Origin of the sequence: uncultured Pigmentiphaga sp. (assembly GCF_937950555.1) — a bacterium.
Lineage (GTDB): Bacteria > Pseudomonadota > Gammaproteobacteria > Burkholderiales > Burkholderiaceae_B > Pigmentiphaga.
The window spans coordinates 113,847-130,436 of sequence record NZ_CALFCW010000012.1 but is presented as its reverse complement, the minus strand read 5'-3'; the positions used below and the strand labels follow the sequence as shown (position 1 = coordinate 130,436).

Annotated in this window: 13 protein-coding genes and 1 tRNA gene; 6 read left to right on the top strand and 8 right to left on the bottom strand. The window is 65.6% G+C overall.

Features of this window, described 5'->3' with window-relative positions; genetic code table 11:
* Position 1: 1 nt before the first annotated feature.
* The 6 genes from parC to Q0319_RS02080 form a co-directional block, all read right to left on the bottom strand.
* Positions 2-2,311 (bottom strand): DNA topoisomerase IV subunit A, encoded by a 2,310-nt coding sequence (gene parC / locus Q0319_RS02105; RefSeq protein ID WP_299450596.1) that lies wholly within the window; start codon positions 2,309-2,311, stop codon positions 2-4.
* On the bottom strand, positions 2,311-4,269 hold the full coding sequence (gene parE / locus Q0319_RS02100; protein ID WP_296463568.1) for a DNA topoisomerase IV subunit B: 1,959 nt from the start codon (positions 4,267-4,269) through the stop codon (positions 2,311-2,313). Before parE ends, parC begins: the two co-directional genes overlap by 1 nt.
* Before the next feature lie 81 nt (positions 4,270-4,350).
* Positions 4,351-4,518, bottom strand: coding sequence for a hypothetical protein (locus tag Q0319_RS02095; protein WP_299450591.1), 168 nt, complete (start codon positions 4,516-4,518; stop codon positions 4,351-4,353).
* Positions 4,515-5,729, bottom strand: a complete 1,215-nt coding sequence (locus tag Q0319_RS02090; RefSeq protein WP_299450589.1) for an MFS transporter — start codon at positions 5,727-5,729, stop codon at positions 4,515-4,517. Before Q0319_RS02090 ends, Q0319_RS02095 begins: the two co-directional genes overlap by 4 nt.
* A 143-nt stretch (positions 5,730-5,872) precedes the next feature.
* Positions 5,873-6,796: a CoA ester lyase gene (locus Q0319_RS02085; protein ID WP_299450586.1), complete on the bottom strand. Its 924-nt coding sequence runs from the start codon at positions 6,794-6,796 to the stop codon at positions 5,873-5,875.
* Positions 6,797-6,811: 15 nt separating this feature from the next.
* Positions 6,812-7,702 carry a MaoC family dehydratase N-terminal domain-containing protein gene (locus Q0319_RS02080; protein WP_299450583.1) on the bottom strand — a complete coding sequence of 297 codons (891 nt, stop codon included), beginning with the start codon at positions 7,700-7,702 and terminating at the stop codon, positions 6,812-6,814.
* 127 nt (positions 7,703-7,829) lie between these two features.
* Between Q0319_RS02080 and Q0319_RS02075 the strand changes: the two genes are divergently transcribed.
* From Q0319_RS02075 to Q0319_RS02065, 3 genes are all read left to right on the top strand, one after another.
* Positions 7,830-8,768: a LysR substrate-binding domain-containing protein gene (locus Q0319_RS02075; RefSeq protein ID WP_299450580.1), complete on the top strand. Its 939-nt coding sequence runs from the start codon at positions 7,830-7,832 to the stop codon at positions 8,766-8,768.
* Between the two features lie 138 nt (positions 8,769-8,906).
* Positions 8,907-8,981: transfer RNA gene (locus tag Q0319_RS02070), tRNA-Arg, on the top strand.
* A gap of 63 nt (positions 8,982-9,044) precedes the next feature.
* Entirely contained in the window at positions 9,045-10,457 is a 1,413-nt protein-coding gene (locus Q0319_RS02065; RefSeq protein ID WP_296470268.1) for an amino acid permease, read from the top strand.
* A gap of 44 nt (positions 10,458-10,501) precedes the next feature.
* Here the strand turns inward: Q0319_RS02065 and Q0319_RS02060 are convergent, their stop codons facing one another.
* The gene (locus Q0319_RS02060; RefSeq protein WP_296470271.1) at positions 10,502-12,799 is read right to left on the bottom strand and encodes a molybdopterin guanine dinucleotide-containing S/N-oxide reductase; all 2,298 of its coding nucleotides are present in this window, start codon (positions 12,797-12,799) and stop codon (positions 10,502-10,504) included.
* 45 nt (positions 12,800-12,844) lie between these two features.
* Positions 12,845-13,303 (bottom strand): Lrp/AsnC family transcriptional regulator, encoded by a 459-nt coding sequence (locus Q0319_RS02055; RefSeq protein ID WP_296470274.1) that lies wholly within the window; start codon positions 13,301-13,303, stop codon positions 12,845-12,847.
* A gap of 196 nt (positions 13,304-13,499) precedes the next feature.
* Between Q0319_RS02055 and metC the strand changes: the two genes are divergently transcribed.
* From metC to Q0319_RS02040, 3 genes are read left to right on the top strand one after another with little or no spacing between them, the layout of a single operon-like run.
* On the top strand, positions 13,500-14,702 hold the full coding sequence (metC, locus tag Q0319_RS02050; RefSeq protein WP_299450576.1) for a cystathionine beta-lyase: 1,203 nt from the start codon (positions 13,500-13,502) through the stop codon (positions 14,700-14,702).
* A gap of 54 nt (positions 14,703-14,756) precedes the next feature.
* Positions 14,757-15,692 (top strand): 4-hydroxy-tetrahydrodipicolinate synthase, encoded by a 936-nt coding sequence (locus Q0319_RS02045; RefSeq protein ID WP_299450574.1) that lies wholly within the window; start codon positions 14,757-14,759, stop codon positions 15,690-15,692.
* A 19-nt stretch (positions 15,693-15,711) separates the two neighbouring features.
* Positions 15,712-16,491: an SDR family oxidoreductase gene (locus Q0319_RS02040; protein ID WP_296470863.1), complete on the top strand. Its 780-nt coding sequence runs from the start codon at positions 15,712-15,714 to the stop codon at positions 16,489-16,491.
* Positions 16,492-16,590 lie beyond the last annotated feature (99 nt).

Sequence of the window (16,590 nt, the reverse complement as noted above, 5' to 3'; positions counted from 1 at the left end):
TTTACAACACCGGCGACAACACGGGTTGCTTGGCCTTGACGTCGAGCAGCCTTCCCTTGCGTGCCCGCTTCCCGACGTAGGCTGCCAACGCCTCACCCGCGAGAATGTCTTCATAAGGCTTGTTGCGGTAGATGCCACTGACCCGCAACCCGCCTGGCCCGACCGGGACGACCTGCGCCAGGCTGTCCTTGGCGTCGACGTCCATCAGCGTCGTGCCTCGGCCGCCGGCCGACAAGGTCTTGACCTCCGCGAGGCCGAACACCAAGAAGCGCCCCTTGGCCGACAAGAGCGCGAGCGACTCCGCCCCGTCGAACAGCGGCACCGGCCGCAGTGGCCGGTCGCCCGCATCGAGGGACATGAACTGCTTGCCGCCACGCTGGCGCGTCACCATGTCGCCCAGCCGCGTGATGAAGCCCATGCCGCGTTCCGTGGTCAGCAGCCAGCGGCCGTCGGCCGGCCCGGCGACCATGTGCTGGATATGGGTTCCCGGCTCCAGGTCGATGAGCGTCGTGACCGGAACCCCGTCCCCGCGCGCCGACGGCAATGCGTTGACCGCGACGGAATAGACGCGTCCGTTGCTGCCGATGGCGACCAGTGTGTCGGTCGTGCGGCATTCGAACGCGCCATAGAGGGCATCGCCGGCCTTGAAGGTGAACAGGCTGGCGTCGTGGCCGTGCCCCTGCCTGGCCCGCAACCAGCCCTTCTGCGACACGATGACGGTAACGGGCTCGTCGATGACTTTGGCCTCGACCGTGGCGCGCTCGGCGGCCTCGATGAGCGTGCGCCTGTCGTCGCCGTACTGCTTGGCATCGGCTTCGATTTCCTTGACGATGAGACGCTTGAGCGAAGACGGATTCGCCAGCAGGTCTTCCAGCTTGGCGCGCTCCTCCTTCAGGTCTTTCAGTTCCTGCTCGATCTTGAAGCCTTCGAGGCGCGCCAACTGCCGCAACCGCATCTCGAGGATGTCCTCGGCCTGCCGCTCCGACAGTTTGAAAGCCTGCATCAGCGCGGGCTTGGGCTCGTCCGATTCGCGGATGACCTGGATTACCTCATCCACGTTCAGGTAGACCACCATGCGGCCTTCGAGCACGTGGATGCGGTCGAGCACCTTGTCCAGCCGATACCGCGAACGCCGCGTGACGGTTTGCGTACGGAACGCCAGCCACTCCTCGAGGATCTCGCGCATGGATTTCTGGCGCGGACGGCCGTCATTGCCAACCGCCACCAGGTTGATGGGCGCGCTGCTCTCCATCGACGTATGCGCCAGCAGGGTGTTGATGAATTCGTCCCTGTCCACGCGCGAAGTCTTGGGCTCGAACACCAGGCGCACCGGCGCGTCCTTGCCGGATTCGTCGCGCACCGTATCGAGCAGGCCGAGCAGCGCCGCCTTGGTCTGCTGCTGCTCGGCGGTCAGGCTCTTCTTGCCGGCCTTGATCTTGGGATTGGTGAGCTCCTCGATTTCCTCGAGCACCTTCTGGCACGACGTCGCCGGCGGCAGCTCCGTCACCACCAGTTGCCACTGGCCGCGCGCCATTTCCTCGAACTTCCAGCGTGCACGCACCTTGATGGAGCCGCGGCCGAGGCTGAAGATCTGCGCGATCTCGGACTGGGGCGTAATGATCTGCCCACCCCCAGGGTAATCGGGGCCGGGCAGCAATGCGTAGAGCTCTTCGTCCGGGAGCTTGGGGTTCTTCAACAGCGCGACTGCCGCCTGGGCGACCTCTCGCAGGTTGTGGGGCGGGATCTCCGTCGCCATCCCCACCGCGATGCCCGACGCGCCATTGAGCAGCACCATGGGCAAGCGCGCAGGCAGCTGCTTGGGCTCCTGGTGCGAGCCGTCGTAGTTCGGGACGAAATCGACCGTGCCTTCGTCGAGCTCGTCCAGCAGAAGGCGGGCGATAGGGGTGAGCCGGGCCTCGGTATAACGCATGGCGGCCGCGCCATCGCCGTCACGCGAACCGAAGTTGCCCTGGCCGTCGATGAGCGGATAGCGCAGCGAAAACGACTGCGCCATGCGCACCAGCGCATCGTACGCGGCCTGGTCGCCGTGCGGGTGATATTTGCCGAGCACGTCGCCCACGACGCGCGCCGACTTCACGTGCTTGGCGTTGGGGCCCAGCCCCATGGCCTGCATGGCGTACAGGATGCGCCGCTGCACCGGCTTCTGGCCGTCGCTCACATCGGGCAGCGCGCGCCCCTTCACTACCGACACTGCATAATCGAGATAGGCCTGCTCGGCGTAGCGCGCCAGCGTGATCGCGTCGTCGCCGCCCGGCGCCTCGAACAAGCCGGGTTGTCGTTCATCCGTCATTAAATATCCACCTCGGCCAAGTCACCTTTTTCTTCCAGCCACGAACGCCGCTGCGCGGCCTCGCCCTTGCCCATCAACATGTCGAAGATGCGCGTGGTCTCCTCGGCGCTGAGATCGCCGTAGCCCACCGGCAGCAGGCGCCGGGTATCAGGGTTCATCGTGGTTTCCCAAAGTTGCTCGGGGCTCATCTCGCCCAGGCCCTTGAAGCGGCTGATGGTCCAGGACCCTTCGCGCACGCCCTCCTTGCGCAGCTTGTCTTCCACCGCGGCCAGCTCGCCCTGGTCCAGGCAATAGAGCTTGCGCGGCGGGCGCTTGCCCTGCGCCGGCACGTCCACCCGGAAAAGCGGGGGACGCGCGACGTACACGTGGCCGGCTTCGACCAGCTTCGGGAAATGGCGGAAGAACAGCGTGAGCAGCAGCACCTGGATGTGCGAGCCATCCACGTCGGCATCGGACAGAATGCAGATGCGGCCGTAGCGCAGGCCGGAAAGATCTGGATCGTCTCCCGGGCCGTGCGGATCGACGCCTATCGCCACGGCAATGTCGTGGATCTCATTGTTGGCGAACAGGCGGTCCCGTTCGACTTCCCATGCGTTAAGCACCTTGCCGCGCAGCGGCAGGATGGCCTGGAATTCTTTGTCGCGGCCCATCTTGGCCGATCCGCCGGCCGAATCCCCTTCGACCAGGAAGACCTCAGTGCGCGAGACGTCGGTGCTTTCACAGTCGGTGAGCTTGCCAGGCAGCACCGCCACGCCCGAACTCTTGCGCTTTTCGACTTTCTGCGTGGCCCGCACGCGCGACTGCGCCTGCCGGATGACGAGCTCGGCCAGCTTCTTGCCGTACTCCACGTGCGAGTTGAGCCAGAGCTCCAGCGCCGGCTTGCAAAAGCCGCCCACCAAGCGCACCGCATCGCGGCTGTTCAGCCTTTCCTTGATCTGGCCCTGGAATTGGGGATCGAGCACCTTGGCCGAAAGGACGAAGCTCGCCCGGGCGAAGACGTCTTCGGGCAGCAGCTTGACGCCCTTGGGGCTGAGGTTGTGCAGTTCGATGAAACTCTTGACCGCGTTGAACAGGCCGTCGCGCAGTCCTGCTTCATGCGTGCCGCCCGCAGGCGTGGGGATTAGGTTGACGTAGGACTCCCTCACCACGTTGCCGTCTTCGGTCCAGGCCACGACCCATTGTGCGCCCTCGCCTTCGGAAAAGCTCTCGTGGTCGGCGCCGGCATATTGCTCCCCTTCGAACAGGGGAATCAGCAGTTCTGCACCCGCCAGGGCTTCGGTCAGGTAGCCGCGCAGGCCCTGCTCGTAGAGCCAGCTTTGCGTCTCGCCCGTTTTTTCCACATGGAGCGTCACCTTCACGCCGGGCAACAGCACGGCCTTGCTGCGAAGCAGGCGGGTCAGCTCTCCGAGGGGGATGACGCTACTGTCGAAGTACTTGGGATCGGGCCAGCAGCGCACGCGGGTGCCGCTCTTCTTGCGGGCGGGATCGGAAACCTGCGCAAGTTCCTCGACCACGTCGCCGTGCTCGAAAACCAGCCGGTGCGCCTGGCCGTCGCGCCAGACGGTCACTTCGAGCCTCGACGACAAGGCATTGGTGACGGAGACGCCGACGCCGTGCAGGCCGCCGGAAAAGGAATACGCGCCGCCGCCCTGTTTGTCGAATTTGCCGCCGGCGTGCAAACGCGTGAACACCAGCTCGACGACGGGTGCGTTTTCTTCGGGATGCATGCCCACGGGTATGCCCCGGCCTTCATCCTCCACCGTCACGCTGCCATCGGCGTGCAGCGTGACCTGCAGGTGCTTGCCATAGCCGGCCAGGGCCTCGTCCGCTGCGTTGTCGACGACCTCCTGCACGATGTGCAGCGGGTTTTCGGTTCGCGTATACATGCCCGGGCGCTGTTTGACGGGCTCCAACCCCTTCAGCACCCGGATGGAAGCTTCGTTGTAACGAGTAGCCAAGTTTTCCCCAGCAACTGAAAAATGAAGGCCTATTGTACGGAGGGACGAAAACCTGGCCCCGCCGTACCGGATGCGCCCACCTCAATAGCCGCACAGGGCCATGAGCGCATCCCAGCCGACCACCAGTTCGGGTCGCAAATAGCCCAGGAAGGCTACCGCAAGCACGGCGCCCAGCAAAGTATAAGCAAGCAGCGCGCGCCATCTCCCGCGAATAAAACGGCCGGGAAAGCGGCTGCTCGGCGACTTCATGCGGCCGTCCTCGCCGGTACGAGGGCCTGCTCGCGCACTGGCAGGCAAAGCGCTGCGGCGACCAAGCCCAGCCCAACGGACAACCACCAGACCACGTCGTAACTGCCCGTCGCCACGTACAGTTTGCCGCCCAGCCACACGCCGACGAAACTGCCGATCTGGTGGCCGAAAAACACGATGCCAGACAGGGTCGCGGCATAACGCATGCCGTAGATTTGGCCGACGAGCCCCGTCGTCAGGGGAACCGTGCCCAGCCACACCAACCCCATCAGCGCCGAGAACACGTACAGCAGGGCCGGCGTAAGCGGCAGGAACAGGAGCAGCAAGATCGCGGCCGAGCGCGTCGCGTACAGCAAGGCGAGCAAATGCTTCTTGCTGTGGCGTCCGCCCATCCTGCCCGCCCAGTATGACCCGATCACGTTGAACAAACCGATCAGGGCGATGGCCATCGCGCCGCTGGATGCGTTCAGGCCACCATCGACGACAAAGGCGGGAAGGTGGAGAGTGATGAAGGCGGTGTGGAACCCGCACACCGCGTAGCTCCAGAACAGGAAATGGTAGGAGCGATCACCGAAGGCTTCGCGCACGGCGGCACCCAGGGACTGGGCGCCGGCCACATGTGCGGGCCGGCCGGTCAGCCGGGAAGCCAGGGGCAGCGCCAGCAAGATCATGGCGGACAAAGCCCACAGCGCCCCGGTCCAGTCGAATCGGTCGATCAGCCATTGGCCCACCGGCGTCACGACGAACTGCCCCATCGAGCCCCCGGCACTGGCAAAGCCCATGGCGGTACTGCGTCGTTCCAGCGGCACGGCGCGCGCCACGACGGGAAGCAGTACCGCGAACGTAGTACCCGCCTGGCCCAGGCCCACCAGCACGCCCGCGCTCAGGTACAGCATGGGCTCGGAGCTCGCATAGCGCGTGCCGATGAGCCCGAGCGCATACAACGACGCGGAAATCACGATGGTGCGGCCTGACCCCCACTTGTCCGCCACCGACCCCATCAGGATCGCAGACAGGCCCCAAACCAAATTTTGGATGGCGAAAGCAAGGGAAAAAACGTCGCGCCCCCAACCGTGCGCCAGCCCCATGGGCTGCATGAGCAAGCCAAAGGTGGCGCGCGCCCCCATGGAGAACAACAGGACAAAGGACGCGTACACGACGACGCGGTCGACGGAGACGGAGGAGGGGCTGTGGTTGGGCGATGACGACATGAGAGGATGACCTAGCTGCCATGGCGGCGCGTTGGAGGCCCGCGCCTGTGAGCCATGGTCTCCAGGATTGTAGCGTCGGGGCAGTTCGCCCGCCGCCCCGGAACCGCCGGGGAAGGCGGCCCTGCCCCGGCCCCTCCCGACGGTTACCTGCGGGCGGCAGCGCGCGCCTCGACGCGCTCCTGGCGCGCCAAGAGCCTGCGCGCGCGCTCGATCACCGGGATGTCGATCATCTTGCCATCCAACTGGAACGACGCGCGCCCCTCCGCCTGGGCCTGGTCCGCCGCCGCGATGACGCGCTTGGCGTAGGCCAGTTCGTCCGGCCGCGGGCCGTATTCCTCATTCACGATCGCGACCTGCCCGGGATGGACGCAGCTCGCGCCATCGAAACCGAACTGCCGCGACCGGCGGACCATGGCACGGAATTTTTCCCAGTCGGAGAAGTCGGCCACCGTCCCGATGTACCCCAGGGGCATGACGCCGGCCGCGCGCGCGGCGAGGATCATGCGCTGCTTGGGCATGAGCAGGGCTTCGTCGGTCGGCTCGAAGCCGCCGTTCAAGGCGAAGTCCTCGCCACCGATGTTCATGGCCGCCACGCGCGGCGATGCGCGCGCGATGTCGGTCATCTGCTCGAACGCCTCGGGAGTCTCGATCATCAGCAGGAACCGCGTCTTGCCGAGCGGCAGGCCCCGCTCGGATTCCAGCTCGGTCACCAGCTCGTCGAGCAGGCGCACGTGCGAAGGGCCGTCCACCTTGGTGATGGCGATGCCGTCGACCTCGGCGCACACGCTGGCCTCGATGTCGCGCACGCATAGGGCGAGCGGCCGGTTCACACGCACCAGCACGTCGGCACCGCCCTGCCGCACGTGGGCGGCGGCGCTCGCCACGGCGCCGCGCGCCGCCTCCTTTTCACCGGCCGGCACGCTGTCTTCCAGGTCCAGCAGGATGGCGTCCGCGCCACGGGTGTGCGCCTTCTCGATGAAGCGCGGCACGTTCGCCGGCACATACAGCAACGACCGCCACACCGGCAGGTCGCGTCGTTTGGCCATCTCGGCCATGCTCGTCGTCATGTCTTCCTCCCCTACTCACGCTGCGGCCGGATGCGCCGCCCGGGTCGCCACCCCTTGCAAGGTGGTCTTGCCGCTCTCGGTCACCACGCGGAATGCAATCGTGCCCGGTTCATCGCCGGTACGGCTTTCAACGTGGAACACCTCGCCTTCGAACAGCGGCGCCGTGTTGCGCGTCGATATGCGCGCCAACCGCACGCCCTCCCAGGCCTCGTAGAGGTGTTCCGTCGCGCACAACGTGGACAGCCCGCCATTGACGACCAGCCCGGGATACCCTTCCACCTGCGTGGCATAGGGCTGGTCGTAGTGGATGCGATGGCCGTTGAAGCAGAGCGCACTGTAGCGAAACAGCATGACCGTATCCGCGACGATGGGATCGGAGCGCCGCTCGGCCTGGAATTCCGGCGCACCCTTGGCAGCCCCTTGCTTGCCCAGCGTGCTGTCGCGATACACCACGTCCTGCTCTTCGATCACCGCCGTGCCTGCCGCATTGCTGACCACGTGGCGCACGGTCACGAACACCAATGGGCCGGAACTGCCTTGCTTGGGCGTGACCGAGGCGATGGTCGAAACACGCTCAAGCTCGTCGCCGATGCGAATGGGCGCGACGAACTCGATGCGCTTGCCCGCAAACATGCGCTTGGGCAGCGGCACGGGCGGAAGGAAATCGCCCAGCGCGGGATGCCCATCGCGGCCCAGCTGCGAGCGTGGCACCACGCGCGGAAACAAGACGCTGTACCACATCTGCGGCAGTTCGTCCCCGCGGGCGAACGAGGTGCCGCGCCGCGCTTCCAGGGTGGCCGACAGGCGCTCAGCCAGCTGGGGCGTGACGACATCGGCATTGGTCTCGCTTCGGCCAACCCAGGCTTGCAGCGCTTCGAGCGCCGAGGAAGAAGGATCTGAAGTCACGGTGATGCCTCGCTGGAATGACAGAGTGATGTGCGCATCGTAGAGTCATTCTCCGTTTCCGGGAAATGATAAATTGGGCAAGTCCATTCCAAATGGGAATTACCTTCCTTCCATTGCCTTGCCTTTCATGAAGCTCCAGCAAATCCGGGCCTTCTGCGCCGTCGTGGATCACGACATGAACGTTTCGCGGGCGGCCCGCAGCCTGAACACCACGCAGTCGGCAGTCAGCAAGCAGCTCGGACAGCTGGAAGAAAGCCTCGGCGTCGCACTGCTGGTCCGGGCCAAGAGCCGCATCCTCGGACTGTCCGACGTCGGCCGGCAGGTGTTGCATTGCATGCGCGGCATCCTGGCCGCCACTGAGGATATCTCCCACATTGTGTCGGACCACCGGCGCGAAGCGAGCGGGCGGCTCGCCATCGCGACCACGCATACGCATGCGCGCTATGCCTTGCAGGACATCATCGCCGCATTTGCCAAGCGCCACCCCGGCGTCGGATTGCACCTGGTGCAGGCGACGCCCTCGGAAATCGCCGACCTAGTCGCTGCCGGGGAAATGGACCTCGGCCTTTCGACGGCACCGATCGTCCTGCCGCCCTCGCTCGCAAGCATTCCGTGCTATGAACTCAAACACGTGCTGGTCGGGGAACGCGGGCATCCCGTCTTCGGTACGCGGCCGTTGACGCTGCAAGCCATCGCCCGGCATCCGCTCATCACCTATAGCGAACAGCACCTCATCGGCCGCCGCGTCAACGAGGCATTCGAATCCGCAGGGCTGGCCCCGCAAATCGCCATGCGCGGCACGGATGTCGAAATCATGAAGAGCTATGCCGCCGCCGGCCTCGGCCTCGCCGTGATTCCCCACATTGCCTACTCCCGCCACCGCGATCGAAGCCTGGACGCCCGTCCGGTCGATCATCTATTCCCGACCAGCACCGTGTACGTGCTGGTCCGGCGCGGTGCCTACTGGCCCCGCCACTTGTACGAATTCATCGGCAAGCTCGCGCCCGGCCTCACGCCGGCCTCGATCGACGAGGCACTGCTACGCGCGGCCCCTCCGACGCACTGACGACAGCCGGTTCAACCCAGCCAATGAATGCTACACTCCCGCTCGGGCCGAGGCCGTCAAGCCCGATGGTCCGGTTTTCCGGTGCATCGACGGGAAACCCAGCATTCATGCGGGTCGCGGCGGTTGCCGGTTGTGTCGCTCGCCATAGTTCAATGGATAGAACGGGGCCCTCCTAAGGCTCAGATGCAGGTTCGATTCCTGCTGGCGAGGCCATGCGCATGCTGTCACGCCCGGATGTGCGCCGCATCGCCCAGCGCCGTTTCGAGCGGAGTAATCATGGACCTGTTCCGCGTCAAGACCATAGACAGCATGATGGAGCAGCGCCGCCAGGCGGGCCTGCGCAAATCCTTATCCACCTTCGATCTCATCATGCTGGGCGTGGGCGCAGTCGTGGGGTCCGGCATCTTCATACTTACGGGCGCAGGCAGCCTCATTGCCGGCCCTGCCCTCTCCCTCTCCTTCGTGCTTGCTGCCGTGGCGTGTTTCTTCTCGGCCCTCTCGTATGCCGAGTTTTCTTCGTCGCTACCGGTCTCCGGCTCGGTCTATACGTACGTCTATGCGACGTTGGGCGAACTGCCCGCCTGGCTAATCGGGTGGATACTGATATTGGAATTCGGCCTGGCCGCCTCGGCCGTCGCGGCCGGATGGTCGGGGTACCTCCAGTCACTCATCGCCAGCCTGGGCATGCACCTGCCGGAGGCCTTGCGCGCCGCCCCCGGCGCGATCCCCGGCCGCGACACCCTCTTCAACTTGCCGGCATTCCTCGTGCTCTTCGCGGTCACCGCGCTGCTCTCCGTCGGCATACGCGAATCCAAGCGCGTCAACAACATCATGGTCTTGATCAAGATCGCGGTGATCGTGCTGTTCATCGCCGCCGGTGCAATGCACGTACGGACCGAGAACTGGACACCCTACATGCCCTATGGCATGAGCGGTGTCTTCGCGGGCGCGGCCCTGATGTTCTACGCCTTCATCGGCTTCGACGCGGTCGCTTCCTCGGCCGAGGAAGTCCGGAATCCACAGCGTTCGTTGCCCCTGGGCATCCTCGGCTCGCTGTTGATATGCGCCGTGCTGTACGTACTGGTGACGCTCGTCATGACCGGCATCGTCCCCTACCGGGATTTCGCCGCCGACCCCGATCACCCCGTTTCGCTGGCATTGCAGCGCACCGGCCAGATGGGGCTGGCGGGCGTAGTCGACATAGGCGCGATCCTTGGCATGACGACCGTCATCCTGGTCATGAGCTATGGCTTGACCCGCATTCTCTATGCCATGGCGCGCGACGGTCTGCTGCCCCGCAGGCTGTCCGTCCTGCATCCCCGCTTTGCGACGCCGTTCAGCCTCACTTGGTCGGTGGGGCTCGTGTTCGCCCTGATCGCGGGCCTCGTGCCGCTCGCCGTACTGGCGGAACTGATCAACATCGGCACGCTGACCGCCTTCTCACTCATCTCCTTGGCGGTCATCGTGCTGCGCAAGACCCAGCCCGACTTGCCACGGGGATTCCGCTGCCCCGGCGTGCCCTTCGTGCCGCTCGCGGCGGTAGCCTGCTGCGTATTCCTCATCGCCCACCTCAACCGCTTCACGTGGGTCGCGTTCAGCCTGTGGGTGCTCGTGGGCCTGGCGGTGTACTTCCTCTACTCGCGCCGGCACGCCGTGCTGGCGCAACCCGCCGGCAGCACCGAGGGCTGAGGCCCCGGAAGGCAGGCCCCGCCAAGTAGGGGCCCGCGCCACCCTCACACCAGCTGGGGCACCTCGAACGCCCGGACCGGCGGAACCTCGCCTTCCCATTTTCGTATGTCCACCAACGCCGACAACGCGCTGGGCGCCTGGGTCAGGCGCGACGTGCCCACGTCCACGGTCAGCACGTTGGGGTTGCCGTGCCGATCCAGCGCCGCGCCATCAGGGTCGAACCACGCGCCCGTGGACATGATGGCCACGCCGGGCATCACGCCCGCGCTGACCACGGCCGCAGCGATGCACGCTCCCCGGTCGTTGAACACCCGGACCAGGTCGCCGTTCGCAATGCCCCGGCTGACGGCGTCCTGCTCCGACATGTGCACGCGTTCGCGGCCGTGGATCTTGGCCGAGACCGAGACCTCGCCGGCGTCCAACTGCGAATGGAGCTTGTCCCCGGGCTGGGAGGTCACCAGGTGCAGCGGGTAACGCGCCGACGCTGCGGCGCCCAGCCATTCCACCGGCTCGACCCAGGCCGGGTGCGGCGGGCAGTCGTCGTAGCCGAAGGCAGCGATGCGTTCGGAATAGATTTCGATCTTGCCGGACGGCGTCTGGAGCGGGTGGGCTTGCGGATCCCGGCGGAAATCCTCGAACAGGACGAATTCGCGCGAGGGCTCGGGCAGTTCCAGGAAACCAGCCTGCCAGAACGCCTCGAAGTCAGGAGCATCGAAACCCGCCTCGCGCCAGTTCGCGGCGAGCTCGCCATAGATGTGGCGCAGCCACTGGGACTCGTCGCGCCCCTCGGTAAAAGCCGCTTCATAGCCCGCCATGGCGGCGAGCTCGCGGTAGATGTCAAAATCGTTCCGGCTGTGCGCATGGGGCGGCAGGGCCTGGTGCATGGCCAGCACGAAACGGTCGCGCGAGGACCCGCCGATATCGTTGCGCTCGAGCGTGGTCGTGGCGGGCAACACGATGTCGGCGCGCCGGGCGGTCGGCGTCCACCAGCTCTCATGGACGATGATGGTCTCGGGCCGGCTCCATGCCCGCATGAGCCGGTTCAGGTCCTGGTGGTGATGAAAGGGGTTGCCGCCTGCCCAATACACCAGCCGGATGTCGGGATAGGTGTCTCGCTTCCCGTTGAATTCGAACGGCTCGCCCGGATGCAGCAACATGTCGGCGATGCGCGCCACGGGGATGGAGCGGCCGGTGGGGTTGCGACCGGCGCTCATTTCAGGTGCGGCGACGCCGGGCCTGGGATTGCCCACCCCGTTCATGGAACCGTGGCCGAATGCGAAGCCGCCGCCGGGCAGGCCGACCTGCCCCAGCGCCGCGGCCAGCGCGATGACGGCCCAATAGGGCTGTTCCCCACGATGGGCGCGCTGCAGGGACCAGGTGCAGGTGATCAGCGTGCGAACGGAAGCCGCCCGGCGGGCGAGCTCGCGCATGACGTCCGCCGGCACGCCGCATATGCCGGCGGCCCACTCGGCGCTCTTGGCCGTGCCGTCGGCCTTGCCAAGCACATAGTCCGCGAAACGGTCGAAGCCCGTGCAGTGGGTGCGGACGAAGCCGGCGTCATGGCGCTGCTCGGTCAGCAGCGTATGCACCATCGCCAGCATCATCGCGGTGTCGGTATTCGGCCTGATCGGAATCCAGCGCGCCGGCAAGCCGTCCGGTACGTCCGCCTGCGTCGGGCTGATGACGACGAATTCGATGCCGGCGCGGCGCGCGCGCTCGAGCCAGCGCGGCGTCGAATGCTCGCCCGCGCCGCCCGACGTGATCTGGGTATTGCGCAAGGGCAGCCCGCCAAAGGCGATGAACAGCCGCGTATGCGCTTCTACACTCTTCCAGTCGGTGACGCGGCCGGTCACGGGCGCATAGGTTCCTATCACGTGCGGCAGGAGGAACTGCGCGGCGCCCCAGCTGTAATTGCCCGCCTGCATCACGCAGCCCCCGCCGGCGTTCAGGAAACGGTGCGTCAGGGTGCGCGCATGATGCAGGCGGCCCGCAGAGGACCACCCGTAAGAGCCGCCGAAAATGGCGGCGTCGCCGTGTTGGCTCCGCACGCGCGCGAGCTCCTCGGACACGAGCTTGAGCGCGACGTCCCAGTCCACTTCGACGAAGGGTTCCGAGCCGCGGGCCGAGCCGTCGGACCGGGCACGGTCGCGCAGCCAGCCTTGCCGCACGGCAGGCCGGGCGATGCGCAGCGGCGAATGGATCATGCCCGGCATGGACCGCAGGATGGGCGACGGCGCGGGATCATGGGGGAATGGTTCGCAGGCGCGCAGACGCCCCCCCTCCACGACGGCCGTAAAGGCGCCCCAGTGCGACAGGGAGGGAAAACGTTGGGTCTCAGGCATGGCACAACTCACGAACGGATGAGGACACCGGAATAAAAGCGGAGCTCAGACGTAGTCCAGCGGCAAGGCAGTCGTGTACTTCAGCTCTTCCATCGCGAAACTCGAACTCACGTCGAACAGCTCCACGATCTGTATCAGCTTTTTGTACACCATATCGAAGCCTTGGATGTCGGGCACCACCACCTTGAGCAAATAATCGATCTCCCCGCTCATCCGGTAGAACTCCACCACTTCGGGCATGTCCCGGACGCCGGCCGCGAACTTCTGCAGCCACTGGAGATCGTGGTGGTTGGTCTTGATCGCCACGAACACGGTGACGCCCACGCCCAGCTTGCGACTATCGAGCAGGCACACTTGCTTGCGTATCACCCCCTCCTGCGTCATGCGCTGAATGCGCTTCCAACATGCGGTGGGCGACAGGCTGACCCGTTCGGCGATCTCATTCACCGAGAGGGTCGCATCCTCCTGCAGGATAGAAAGGATATTTCTATCTTTTTTGTCCATTGGAAATTCACAACCATTCTAGATCCTGGTAGAGAAATAATTTTCTCTTTTTTCGGGGAAACCAGCTAGATTAAGAAAAAAATTTAATGCCCTTCGCACCTACACTTTTTATGCTGGCGCGGCGACGAGCCGCGCTGCGACGAGGCGGAGCGCCAAGCCGTCCTCCGCCCATTTGCAAACAAGGACAGCAGCAGCAATGAACGAAAAGACCAAACTGGTCACAGCAGGCAGACACCCCGAGCGTTTCGCCGGACTCGTCAACACCCCCATCTTCCGTGGCTCGACGATCCTGCACGGATCGATGGCCGAGTGGGAAGACAAGAAAAAGCGGCGCGCGGCCGACGAACCCGGCGCCACGACCTACGGCCGCTTCGGCACGCCGACGCACCACGCGCTAGAAGAGGCCGTAGCCGAACTGGAAGGAGGGTACCGCTCGCAGGTCTTCCCGTCGGGGCTTGCCGCCTGCACGACGGCGCTGATGTCCCTGCTGTCCGCCGGCGATCATGTACTGCTGACCGACAGCGCCTATTCGCCCACCCGCGGCTTCCTGACGCGCGTGCTGGGCCGTTTCGGCGTCGAGACCACGATTTACGACCCCACCGCCGGGGCCGGGATCGAGGCCCAGATGCGCCCGAATACGCGCGTGGTGTATGTGGAGTCCCCAGGCTCCGAGACCTTCGAAGTACAGGACATCCCCGCCATCGCGACCGTCGCCCACCGCCATGGCGCCAAAGTGGTCATGGACAATACCTGGGGCACCCCCCTGTTCTTCAAGCCCTTCGAACACGGCGTGGACGTCTCGATCCAGGCTGCGACCAAGTACATCGTGGGCCACTCCGACGCGATGCTGGGCATCGTGACTTGCACGCAGGAAACCTGGCCCCTGGTCAAGCGCACGACGCAGGACCTCGGCCAGACGGCGGGCCCGGACGACGTCTATCTTGCGCTGCGGGGGCTACGCACCATGAGCGTGCGCCTCGCCCAGCACTGGAAATCCGGGGTCGAGGTCGCCTCGTGGCTGGAAACGCGCCCGGAAGTCGAAAAGGTGCTGCACCCCGCCCTGCCGAGCCATCCCGGCCACGCGCTGTGGAAACGCGATTTCAAGGGCGCGAGCGGCCTGTTCGCCATGGTGCTCAGGCCGGCGTCGCCCGCTGCGGTGGAAGCATTCATCGACAGCCTGCAGTTGTTCGGGATCGGCGTCTCCTGGGGCGGCTATGAAAGCCTGATCATTCCGTTCAACCCGTCGGGCGACCGCACGACGGCCAAGTGGCCCTACGCCGGCCAGGCCCTGCGGTTGCACATCGGCCTCGAAGACCCGGCAGACCTGATCGCCGACCTGGAACGGGGATTTGCGGAAATGGCCGCGGTCGAATCGGTTGCGATGCGCAAGCGGGCCTGACGGCCCGCAACCCGCGGGGTATCATGTAACAGTTATTGAATCGGTGGAATTGCCATGGCCAAGATGAAAATCGAAGGGTCGTTCGTCGCCCTCATCACTCCTTTCAACAAAGACGGCAGCGTCGATTTCGAAGGATTCCGCACGCTGCTGAAGTTCCATGAAGACAACGGCACGGCCGCCGTCCTGATCATGGGCTCGACGGGCGAGGTGTCGATGCTGTCGCAGCAAGAGCGCCAGCAAATCATCGTCGAGACCGCCAAGATGAAGACCGGGAAGATGAAGTTCTTCTACGGCTGCACCGGCAACAATACGGCCACGACCATCGACTACCTGCGCTTTGCGCACGCCAACGGCGCCGACGGCGCGATCCTGGCGGCGCCTGCCTATATCTGCGGCTCCGAGTCCGACATCGAGGACTATTTCCTGGAAGTGGCCGACGCCACCGACCTGCCCCTGGGCATCTACAACAACCCGCCGCGGGTGAAGACCGACCTGCACTGGGACAACCTGCTGCGCATCTTCAAACACCCCAACTACGTCGTGCACAAGGAATCGACCACCCGCGTGGGGCAGGTCGCGCAAGTGCTGCGTGCGCGCCCCGACGTCTCGGTGATGTGCTGCGACTCGCCCAACCTGGGGCTGGTCGTGCCCACGATGAGCCTGGGCGGACACGGCACGGCCAACATGACCGGCAACATCGCACCGGCCGAGATCGCCGTGATCTCCACCCCCTGGAAGACCCCGGACGTTTCGGTGACCTTCCGCGACATGTACCTGCACATGCTGCCCATGCTGCACTTCTCCTACTCCGCGATCAACCCGGTCGCGATCAAGTCGCTGATGAAGGCCGTCGGCCTGCCCGCCGGCGACCTGCGCAAGCCGCTCAAGGCGCTGGCGCCCGAAGCGCTGCAAAAGGGCCTGCGCATCGTCCGCGAACTCGAGCTGGACAAGAAGTACGGCTGGAGCTCACCCGAGCTGAAGTCGGCCTAAGCCTCACGGGAAACGGTTCATGGACCTCGGCATCCAAGGCAAGAAGGCGCTGGTGTTCGGCGGAAGCCGCGGCATGGGGCGCGCCTGCGCGCTCCAGCTGGCCAAGGAAGGCGTCCACGTCACCATCGCCGCGCGCACGCTCGCCACGCTCGAACAAGCTGCGGCCGAGATCTCGGCGCAGACCGGCAACCCGGTCACGTTCGCGGTGGCCGACATCACCACCGAGGCAGGCCGCGACGCGGCACTAGCGGCCTGCCCCGCGCCTGACATCCTGGTGAACAATGCCGACGGTCCGGCGCCCGGCGACTTCCGCAAGTGGTCGCGCGACGACTGGATCCAGGCGCTGGACTCGATGATGCTGGGGCCGATCGAAATGATCCGGCGCACCGTCGACGGCATGATCGAGCGCAAGTTCGGCCGCATCGTGAACATCGTTTCGCGCAGCGTGAAAACGCCGCAGGTCGAGTTGGGGCTTTCCAACGGCGCCCGCTCCGGGCTGGTGGGTTTCGTCGCCGGGCTGGCGCGCCAGACGGTGCGCCACAACGTCACGATCAACAACCTGCTGCCGGGTGTATTCGCCACCGACGCCCAGCGTCGTCACATCGAGGGCATGCTCGCCGATACCGGCAAGACCTTCGAAGAGCTGTGGGAAGAACGAGGGCGCAACAATCCTGCCGGACGCTACGGCCGCGCCGAAGAGCTGGGTGCGTTGTGCGCCTTCGTCTGCTCGGCGCATGCCGGCTACATCACGGGGCAGAGCATCCTGATCGACGGCGGCGGGTATCCCGGGACGTATTGACCTGTCCGGGAACGCGCGCGAGCCTCGCTCCGTGCCAGGTCAACGCCGAAAGGCAGGGCTGGCGACCGCCGGGTTTGCCCGCGGGAGAAGCACGTTGGG